The sequence below is a fragment of the Pseudomonas sp. PSB11 genome, from assembly GCF_014596605.1.
Lineage (GTDB): Bacteria > Pseudomonadota > Gammaproteobacteria > Pseudomonadales > Pseudomonadaceae > Aquipseudomonas > Aquipseudomonas umsongensis.
Genome location: NZ_NOIO01000054.1, coordinates 1 through 9,315, shown reverse-complemented (window position 1 = coordinate 9,315; position 9,315 = coordinate 1). Strand labels below are relative to the sequence as shown.

The 9,315-nt window shown below is 59.0% G+C and carries 6 protein-coding genes; all 6 read left to right on the top strand.

Annotated features, from left to right (window positions below):
• A partial coding sequence (locus CGA21_RS29550; protein ID WP_188265675.1) for a DUF2345 domain-containing protein occupies nt 1–2,239 on the top strand: 2,239 nt, incomplete at its 5' end.
• Between the two features lie 439 nt (nt 2,240–2,678).
• On the top strand, nt 2,679–4,721 hold the full coding sequence (locus CGA21_RS29545) for a lipase family protein (RefSeq protein WP_110755325.1): 2,043 nt from the start codon (nt 2,679–2,681) through the stop codon (nt 4,719–4,721).
• Between the two features lie 28 nt (nt 4,722–4,749).
• Nucleotides 4,750–5,523, top strand: coding sequence for a hypothetical protein (locus tag CGA21_RS29540; protein ID WP_110755326.1), 774 nt, complete (start codon nt 4,750–4,752; stop codon nt 5,521–5,523).
• 291 nt (nt 5,524–5,814) lie between these two features.
• The gene (locus CGA21_RS29535; protein WP_317451705.1) at nt 5,815–6,081 is read left to right on the top strand and encodes a PAAR domain-containing protein; all 267 of its coding nucleotides are present in this window, start codon (nt 5,815–5,817) and stop codon (nt 6,079–6,081) included.
• Between the two features lie 84 nt (nt 6,082–6,165).
• Nucleotides 6,166–7,248: a hypothetical protein gene (locus CGA21_RS29530; RefSeq protein ID WP_188265673.1), complete on the top strand. Its 1,083-nt coding sequence runs from the start codon at nt 6,166–6,168 to the stop codon at nt 7,246–7,248.
• A partial coding sequence (locus tag CGA21_RS29525; protein ID WP_223194310.1) for an ImcF-related family protein occupies nt 7,245–9,315 on the top strand: 2,071 nt, incomplete at its 3' end. The genes CGA21_RS29530 and CGA21_RS29525, both read left to right, overlap by 4 nt.

Here is a 9,315-nt window from a genome sequence, read left to right as displayed (position 1 = left end):
CTACCAGTTTGGCGTGAAATTGCCACTGCGCTCACCGGCCGGCTTCGCCAGCGGTGAGGACGGCGTGTGGGGTTTGCAGACCCGCCACCAGGTGGTGGAAAAATCCATCAACTTTCGCGCCTATCACGCCCTTGACGCCCGCGCCTTTCTCGATGGCGAGGTCGACCAGACCCGTGGCACCACGACCAGCACCTACGGCGAGGCCTACCACTACGCCGAACCCTATCGCGTGCTCGGTGACAAACTGGATCAGGACGAAGACCTGCAAAGCGAAAGCGGCTTTTTCTACGCACGCCTGCGCCACGAACGTTACCTCAACAGCCAGACCCATCTCAGCGGCGCCAGCAGCAGCGCCACCCTGGCGCCGGGCCAGGTGCTGAAAATCACCGGCGCGCCCCAGGCCTTTGCCCCCGGCGCAGTGATCACCAGCCTGCGCACCCGCGCCGCCCGCGACCGCAACATCGAAGTGCATTTCGAGGCCATTCCCTACGCCGAGATGGTCTGCTTCCGCCCAGAGGTCCCACCCAAACCACTCATCGCCGGCACCCTGCCGGCCCGCCTCAGCAGCCCCGACCGCAACGACCGCTACGCCGAAATCGACCTCGAAGGCCGCTACCGGGTGCGCTTCCTGTTCGACCGCGACACCTGGAAACCCGGCCAGGAAAGCACCTGGCTACGCCTGGCCCGGCCTTACGGCGGCGACACCCACGGCCTGCACCTGCCAATGCTCGCCGGCACCGAAGTGGCGGTGGCTTTCGAACAGGGCGACCCGGACCGCCCCTACATCGCCCACGCCCTGCACGACAGCGAACACCCGGACCCCGTGACCCTGCGCAGGCGCGACCACACCCGCAATGTGCTGCGCACGCCGGCGAACAACAAGTTGCGCATGGAAGACCTGCGGGGGCAGGAGCACGTCAAGCTCAGCACGGAGTATGGCGGCAAGAGTCAGTTGAACTTGGGGCATCTGGTGGATGCTCAGAAGCAGAAGCGGGGGGAAGGGTTTGAGCTGAGGAGCGATGGCCATGGCGCCATTCGTGGGGGCAAGGGCTTGTTCATCAGTGCCGAGGAGCAACCCAAGGCCCAAGGCAATCAACTCGACATGGACGCGGCCATCGCCCAACTGGAAAGCGCGTTGTCGCTGGCCCGTTCACTGGCCGAGGCGGCGCGCAGCGCTCCGGCCACGCCCGGCGATACCGACAGCCAGCAACGCTTGACCGAGGCCCTCAAAGGCCTGGCGCAACCGGGCGTGCTGCTGCATGCCCCGGCGGGCATCGGCCTGGTCAGTCCCGAGGCAGTCTGCGTGTCTTCGGGCGCTGAAAGCGTGGCGATCGTCGCTGCGCACAACACCGATATCAGCGCCGGGGAGAACATCACCGCCACCGCCGACGGCGGGGTCAGCCTGTTGGCCCAGCGCGCGGCCCTGCAACTCAAGGCCGCCCATGGCAAGGTCGAGCTGCATGCCCTCGACAGCGAACTGCATGCCCTGGCCATGACCGACATCAGGATTGAAAGCCTGACCGGTCGCCTGCACCTCAGCGCACCGAAGGAGGTGTTGATCGAATGCGGCGGCGCCTACATCCGCATGAAAGACGGCGAGATCGAGCTGGGTGCCCCCGGCAACATCTACCTCAAAAGTGCGCATGTTCAAAAACTCGGCGCCACTAGCGTTGATACGCCGATCACGCCGCTCCGGCCGGGTTACACCGGTCGCTACACGCTGAAGGATGAGGCGCAGACACCCCAGCCATTCATCAACTACCAGATCACCACGCGGCAAGGGGCGGTGTTCACCGGAGTGACCGATCGGCAGGGGCAAACCAGGAATGTTCATAGCCTGTTGCCGGGAGGGTTGAAGATTGAGTTTCCGGACAAGACACCAGCGTCTGGTCCAGGACATTGGGTAACTGTTGATCATGATTATCACGGTCTGAAAAACACCGCGCTCATGGTGCTCAATCGCCTGACGTCAATGGGTGAAGAAGGAAGAGTCTTCGGGTCGGAGGGAAAGGATTACGAAAACACTAAGCGCGACAAAATTCAGGAATGGAAACCTTTACCTGACGACAGTGAAGACTTTTTGAAATCAGAGTCTGCTGTTCATGTCTACGGGATTAAAAGAACAATCACTCAAGCGTTTGTGGAGGGCGAGGATGCCTGGGCGACGGGTGGACGTTCCTGGTATTGGCAGCCTGCTACCGGTGATGATGTTTATGAAAAGAAGGTTGACGGCAAATGACTGGGAATAAGGTGTATTTGTTTTGGGGTGGAATGGATCTGATTTACATCGGTCGCTTCTGTTATCTGAATGTCTCCCAAGGGAAAGTTCCGCTTTATAGCGATGTTCAATCTTTTGTCAGGTTGAGTTCTGAGCAGGATAGTATTTCGTTTTTGATATTTTCAATGTCGTTGGTTTTGAATGTTTCAATAATTGTTTCAATGTTTTTGTTTTTGCGACGCTCGCGTTTCGCATCCCGTCTAGCCTATGCGCAGGTACCTCTCAGGCTGTTGTTTGGCGTGCCGTCCCTGTCGATTTTAGTCTGGGCTTCGACAACTGCGGGAGTTACGTCCTCAGCTTTGTTGATGGGTTTGTTGCTGTTTTCAGAAGTCCTGAAGGTCGTTTCGATAGGATTCTGGCGCACAAATCATCAAATAATATAACAACTAAAGGACTGATAATGGACGACTCCCTGCACTATACGGACACACTGGGCTCGAACAAGGACGTCATTCGCAGCAAAATCAATGCGCAAATGAACTGGATCGAATTCCAGTTACTGGATGAACAGGGCGAACCTTTGGCCAACCTGCCCTGGCGGGCACTGAATGAGGCCACATGTACCGCCTTTGTGCCTGAGTATGGCGGTCAGAGCGATGCTCAGGGCGTGATCCGTATCCAGGACCTTCACCCGTTGCCTCTCACCTTGATGATGGCCGCTGATCCTCTGGCCAAATTGCTGCAAGGTCGACGCTTGCGCGCCGAGCGCCCCGAACCGCCACGTCCTGGCGTGGTTGATCGCACACCGCTGTATGGTCCGCAGCGTTCGGGCTTCTCACCGATCGAGCAGCAGGCGATCGCGGCCGGTCATGGTTATCACTACCTTCGAGTCGGCCAGATCTGCGATCAACAGCCGACCTTCGACCCACCCTTGGCCGATCCCGCTGAGCTGCCGGCCTATCACTTTCCGGATCGGACCTTCGGCGGTTTTGCCCTCGACGCCGAGCACTTGAATCGTCGTTATGTGCTGGAAATCTGCCCTTTGCGCGCGTGGTCGCTGGTGTTGCATCACCAGGCGCAGTACAGCCTGGCCAATGCTTATAACCTGGGGGTGATGAGTATTTTGGCGTACAGCAGTCGGCCCGAGAAAGAGTTGGGTTCGGCCAAGCAATTGTTCGAACAACAATGCCTGGACCTGTCGCGCACACCGCGGGTATGGGACAACGGCAAGGAGTGGCCCTGTCTGGTCACCGATGTGCCTTTCAAAGAGCGCTACATCATCGCCAAAACCTTGGATACTGCTCAGGCCGAACTGCCTCAAGGCAATACGCAGTTTTTCTATGCAATCAATGCTTCCCAAGTGCTCGTGGGGTGGCGGGGCACCGATGGGCTCACCGATCTTGGCACAGATGCGACTTTTCGTCCGGTAAAACCCGAGCTGCAGGCTCAGTGCGAGTCCAAGGTTCCCTGCGCCGGTCTGGCGCCAGAGGGCAGTGTGCATATGGGCTTTCGCGATGCGTTCGAACTGGGCGGGAGGATTTATGCCGAAGACTTGGGCAAGAGGATCCCTGATGCGGCTTTAGAAAAAGAATTGTTCATCTGCGGTCACAGCCTCGGAGGGGCCCTCGGTCTGGTCCATGCGGCATCGCTGAAAGCACACAATCCTTTGCTGTACACCTACGGCATGCCACGCACGTTTTCCCTTAAGGCAGTAAAGGGCCTGAGCGAAATCGTGCATTTCCGTCACGTCAATGAGATTGATCCAATCCCCAGCGTTCCGCCCGAAGCCGCGTTGGACAATTACCTGTACGACCTCTACGGTCCACTGGGCACCACCCTGGGGTTTTCCTGGTCAATGCTGCAATTGACTGCCAGCCAGTTGTTCCGTCATGGCGATCCCTTTTGTCATCACGGCGAAATCGCCATGTTCTTCAAAGCCGAGCAACACATGGAACTGCGGGGCTCACAGTACCCCGCTTATCGCAACAAGGAAGGGCTGGGTGCGCCTTACCACACTACCGTCACCCGACGCCTACTTGAAAAGGCCAAGCTGTACCTGGTCCCCAGCCTCAGCCCGGAGGACGACAAGCAGGCCGAGCAAGCGCAGCAGCGGTTGACCACCTCGCTGACCGCCGAGAGCCGGGTCAGGTATTTCCCGCCTCACAGCAACCCAATAACCGGACGGGCCGTGGGTCTAGGCGATCACTTCATGTCGGAGTACCAGCCTTATATCCACAATCAGCTGCTGGAGTCCCTGGACCCTGAGCGCGATCCGTTGCTGGCGCGGCAGGTACAGCGACAAAAATTCGCCCAGCAGATGCGCGAACACTCCGAGCGAACTCCCGCGGATGAACTGGTGCGCAATCGCGTGTTTCTGGATTTGCAGAGTCGGCTCGGCCAAGCCTTGAACGTTACTCGGAAATCAGAAGGTGGTATCGAGGCGCTCCAACGTTTCGATGTCGCAGCCAGCCTTCTGCCCCGTTATGAGAAAACCTACAGTTGAGCCCGTCAGCAACTTCAAGGATACGACCATGATCAAGAAGATGCCCGTCGCGTTACTCATCCTGTTCGTCAGCCTCAGTGGTTGCGCCAAGGACTACAGCCTGGCACCGCCTCCTGACAGCGAACAGATGACTATTACCGTGAAAGTGCCGAAGGAGCTAGTAGCGAGACCGATGCTGGTGATGTATCGCTCCGCGACTTGTAAGCGCATCACCCACGGTGCCAGTGGAGAGCGCATCGAGTTGGAGGGGTATCACGGCATTGAGGTGCAACTGCAACGTCAGGGGCAAAGTGATCTTCACAGTACCAAGTTACCAATGGATGGTGGCGGTGCTTGTCGATGGCATTTGGCCAATGTCACCTTTGGCGTCGCTTACGACTTTCCGAATCCCTTTGGCGAGAATGTCACTCATGGCTCGGGGGGTGGGGTGATCGCGATATTCGATCACAACAACTCGCCTCGGGGGGGAGCGGACTTTGAAGTTGAAGGGGATTTGACGATAAAAAAAGATTACTACCCTTGGTTGAGCGAAGCCTTTCTTGGCGGTTACAGAAAGCAGATCAGCCTGACAAGTGAGGGCGATATTTATTTGATGTACCAAGCATTACAGGCTCGCCAAGTGTATTTCGAGCCCGTCCTGCATTCAAACTTTTTGGTCACTTCGGTGCAACCGAAGGTGAAGAAAAAGGGTAATCACACCGCCTTCACTTATCCCGACGCAAGTGTCGTGGCTGATGGCAGTTTTGAACCTAGTTTCCGAAAACTGCAGGCCATCCGCCTGGCGGCGGAGAGCAAAAAATGAAAGTTAGGTTTCCCTGAATTTAGATCATGCTTTGCTTCAGTCTGACAGAACTTAAGTCCGGCAGCTTTTCAAAAAAACGCCCGCATTGGTGTCATTGTGTTGGGTGTTTATTCAGTATTTCGAGGTGTGCAAGATTAATGCTGGAGTTGATTTAAATTAGATTTTTTATTTGTATGCTCGTAAATACTTGTGAGTTGGCTTTTTGTCGACTGTTTTGTTTGGTGGATAAATTTATTAAGTAATTTGGCTGTTCATTTATCAGTCCATAATCTATGGCCGTTTTTTGGAGTAATGAATATGTACCAAGGATTTGTGCTGTTGGGTGACAAAACCACACACGATGGAGAGGTCATATCGGCTGCCTCCACAACATTCGTTCACGGTAAACCCGTGGCTTTGGTGGGTGATGAGGTCAGCTGTCCGCGGCATGGGGAGAACCCGATTGTCGAAGGCTGTCCCGACTGGTCTGAAAATGGCCGGGCGTTGGTGGTCGATGGCTGCCGCAGTGAGTGCGGTTGCCGGTTGATTTCCAGCGCTCCTGATTGCGTGGTGGGGTGAGCCATGGGTTGGGATCGTCAGCCACCTGAAGAGGTGATAACGCCCGTGCCTCCGGTACCGGTGCGGTGGGTTGCGGCGGCCGGTATGGCAATTCTGGCCTGTGTGCTGCTGTTCCTGCTGTATGCCTCCGAGCGGTTACCACAGTTGCAGGCATTGAATGTGTGGGCAGTGTCCGGTTCGCCGTTGCTGATCTGGCTGTTGGCATTCGCCGCACGCGCCCATGTGTATGGACGTGCCCTGAGCCAGCAGCAGTTTCTGGAGGAGGAAGCGCAAGCGGCACAGCAGGCCTGGAGTTCGTGGGCGCAGCGTTATTTGGTGGTACATGGCAGTTGTGTGCTGCTGCCGGATCAGGTGACGGCCACGATGCTGGTTCAAGGCTCACCCAGTGTACCGCCGCGTACAGGGTTGGCCAGGCGCATCGCGTATTTGCCAGCGCCGGGCGGGGATCGCTTGCAGGCTGGGTTGCAGCAACTGTTTGAGGCGTTGCAGCCGACCTTGCTGGCCCTGCCGCGGGAGCAGGAACTGCGGGTCACCCTGTTGAATGATGTCGAGCCCGGGCAACACGAAGCATTACGCAATGCCTGGCAGCACAATTGGTCTGCGTCGATGGATCGAGCGCAGCCATCGGTGGTCACCTTGACCGGTGAACTGTCGTACCAGTGGATCGACCAAAAGCTTAAAACAGCCAGCCCGGCCTTCGAATTGATCCTGGTACTGCAGCTATGCGGCGACGCGGTGTATTCCGACGGGCTCGCGGCATTGCTGTTGTCTCCCAATGGCTTGACGGGCACAGCGGAACTGCCGGTGGTAGGAGGTTTGTTGCGTCCGATGTCGCTGAATGTCAGTGAACTGCAGAACGAGGTGGCGATGTTTCTTCAAACCCAGACAAGTGCCCGTCAGGCCGCAGGCCTGTTGGCGGACAGCATTGCCTGTCAGCCACTGGCCGGCAAGATCATTGCTGCCGGCAGCGCTCACGGCGCTTCGCCGAGTTTAGCGCAGCAATGGATTCAGGAGCCGCTGTGCGGGCTGGCAGGCCCCTTTAGCAGTTGGTTGATTGCGGCGCTTGGCGTGGAAATGGTTCGTCATCAGCGTCGGCCTCTCCTTGTACTGTCTCAGGGCGATCCGCAGCATTGGATCGGCACCGTCACCATGGGAGCGTTGGCATGACAACCGGGAAGAATGTTTGGCGCCGAGGGGGTGCATTGGTGTGGGTCAGCACGCTGATGGTGGTATTGGCATGGACGATCTGGAGTTATGGAGATCGGCTGGGACTAGTGGAAAACCACCACAAGGTGTTCACTTTTTTACTGACCGTTGCCATCGCGATATTGACTAATGCGGCACCCCGTTTATTGATCCATTTCAGACGCCTCAGTTACCGTCAGCAAGGGCTGGCGGATAAGCTTTACCCCGATACGGACGCGAGTCTGGTACCACCTCGCAAGCCAGTTATACGGTTCTCTGAGCTACGCGACTATCTTTACAACGCCTACGGTCCGTTCTGGCGCTTCAAAGTCCGCCTGCTCCTGGTCGTCGGCGAACCCGAGCAGATCGAAGCCATCGCCCCCGGCCTGACTACCCGGTACTTCCTGCATGGGCAGGACACCGTGCTGCTCTTCGGCGGCAGCGTGCAGGCGCCAACCCTGTTCAGCCAATGGCAGGGTTTGAGTCGCTGGCGTGCCCTCGATGGTGTGGTCTGGGCGTTGAACAAGCCACAATCCACCGACGCCGCAACACTGGGCGACAGTGTGCGGCGCCTGCGCGAGCTGGCCCGGACTCAGCATTGGCAGTTGCCGCTGTACCTGTGGCAGGTCTGCGACACTGGGTGGAAACAGCACACGCGGCAGACGCAGCCGGTGGGTTGCGCATTGCCCGCCGGTGTCACTGTCGTCGAACTGGAGAGCCGCCTGCAGCAATTGCTCGAACCCTTGCGCCAGGAGGGTCTGGAACAGATACGCGGGCAGATGCAGCATGACTTTTTGCTGCGCCTGTCCCGCGATCTGCAGGTCGAGGGCATTCCCCGCTGGCGTCAGGCGCTGGCGCCGTTGCTTGGCGAGTTTGCCCAAGGCGTGCCGCTGCGCGGGTTGTGGTTCAGCCTGCCGTTACCGGCGGTGGAGGCGGATCCCCATGACCGCAGTCACTTCTGGTCGATATCACCGGTCTGGCACGGCGTGCTCGGCGATAAAAAACCGCACCCGCGTCGCCTCGGCTGGCCCGCCACCCGCATCGCACAAACCCTGATGCTCGCCCTGACTCTGGCCTGGGGCGCCGGCCTGCTGCTGTCCTTCGTCAGCAATCGCGTACACATCGCCCAGGTGCAAACGACCCTGGCGACCCTGCAACACTCAGCCACCCACGACGAACAATTCCTCGCCCTCAACGAACTGAGCCGCGAGCTCGGCCGCCTGGATTACCGCGCTGTCCATGGCACGCCCTGGTACCAGCGTTTTGGCCTGAACAAGAACCCACAACTGCTACACATGCTCTGGCCCGCCTACGTCGAGGCCAACCAGCGCCTGCTGCGCGACCCGGCCGTGGCCAGCCTGCAACAACAACTCACTGCCCTGATCCAGTTGCCCGCCGACAGCCCCGAACGCCTCAAGCGCGCGCCCCAGGCCTACGAACAACTCAAGGCTTACCTGATGCTGGCGCGGCCGGAAAAAGCCGATGCGAGTTTTCTGGTCAAAGTGATGGGCTCGCTCGAACCGAGCGCCGACGGGGTTTCGCCGGGGCTGTGGCAGTTCTATGGCGAGCAGCTGGCGGCGCACCCGGACTGGCGCATCGCCGCCGATCCGCAGCTGGTGGCGCAGGTGCGCCAGCTGCTGCTCGGCCAGTTGGGCCAGCGCAATGCCGAAGCCAGCCTGTACCGCCAGGTGCTCGACGCCTCGGCCAATCATCACCCGGCGTTGGGCCTGGCGCAGATGGTTGGCGACACCGAGGCGCGGGCGTTGTTCGTCAGCCCGGCCAGCGTGCCAGGGGTGTTTACCCGCCAGGCCTGGGAGGGCCAGGTGCGCCCGGCGATCGAGGCCGTCGCCGAGGCGCGGCGTGAGGAAATCGACTGGGTGCTCAGCGACCGGCCGGGCGACATCGCCGCCGAGTTGACCCCCGACATGCTGCGCGAACGCCTGACCCGGCGCTACTTCCAGGACTACGCCAGCGCCTGGCTGAAGTTCCTCAACCGCCTGCGCTGGCAGCCGGCCAACAACCTGGGCGAGGTGATCGACCAGCTGACCC

Coding starts and splice junctions, on each gene's coding strand:
- CGA21_RS29545 (WP_110755325.1), top strand. CDS start 2,679: ATGGACGACTCCCTGCACTATACGGACACACTGGGCTCGAACAAGGAC.
- CGA21_RS29540 (WP_110755326.1), top strand. CDS start 4,750: ATGATCAAGAAGATGCCCGTCGCGTTACTCATCCTGTTCGTCAGCCTC.
- CGA21_RS29535 (WP_317451705.1), top strand. CDS start 5,815: ATGAATATGTACCAAGGATTTGTGCTGTTGGGTGACAAAACCACACAC.
- CGA21_RS29530 (WP_188265673.1), top strand. CDS start 6,166: ATGGCAATTCTGGCCTGTGTGCTGCTGTTCCTGCTGTATGCCTCCGAG.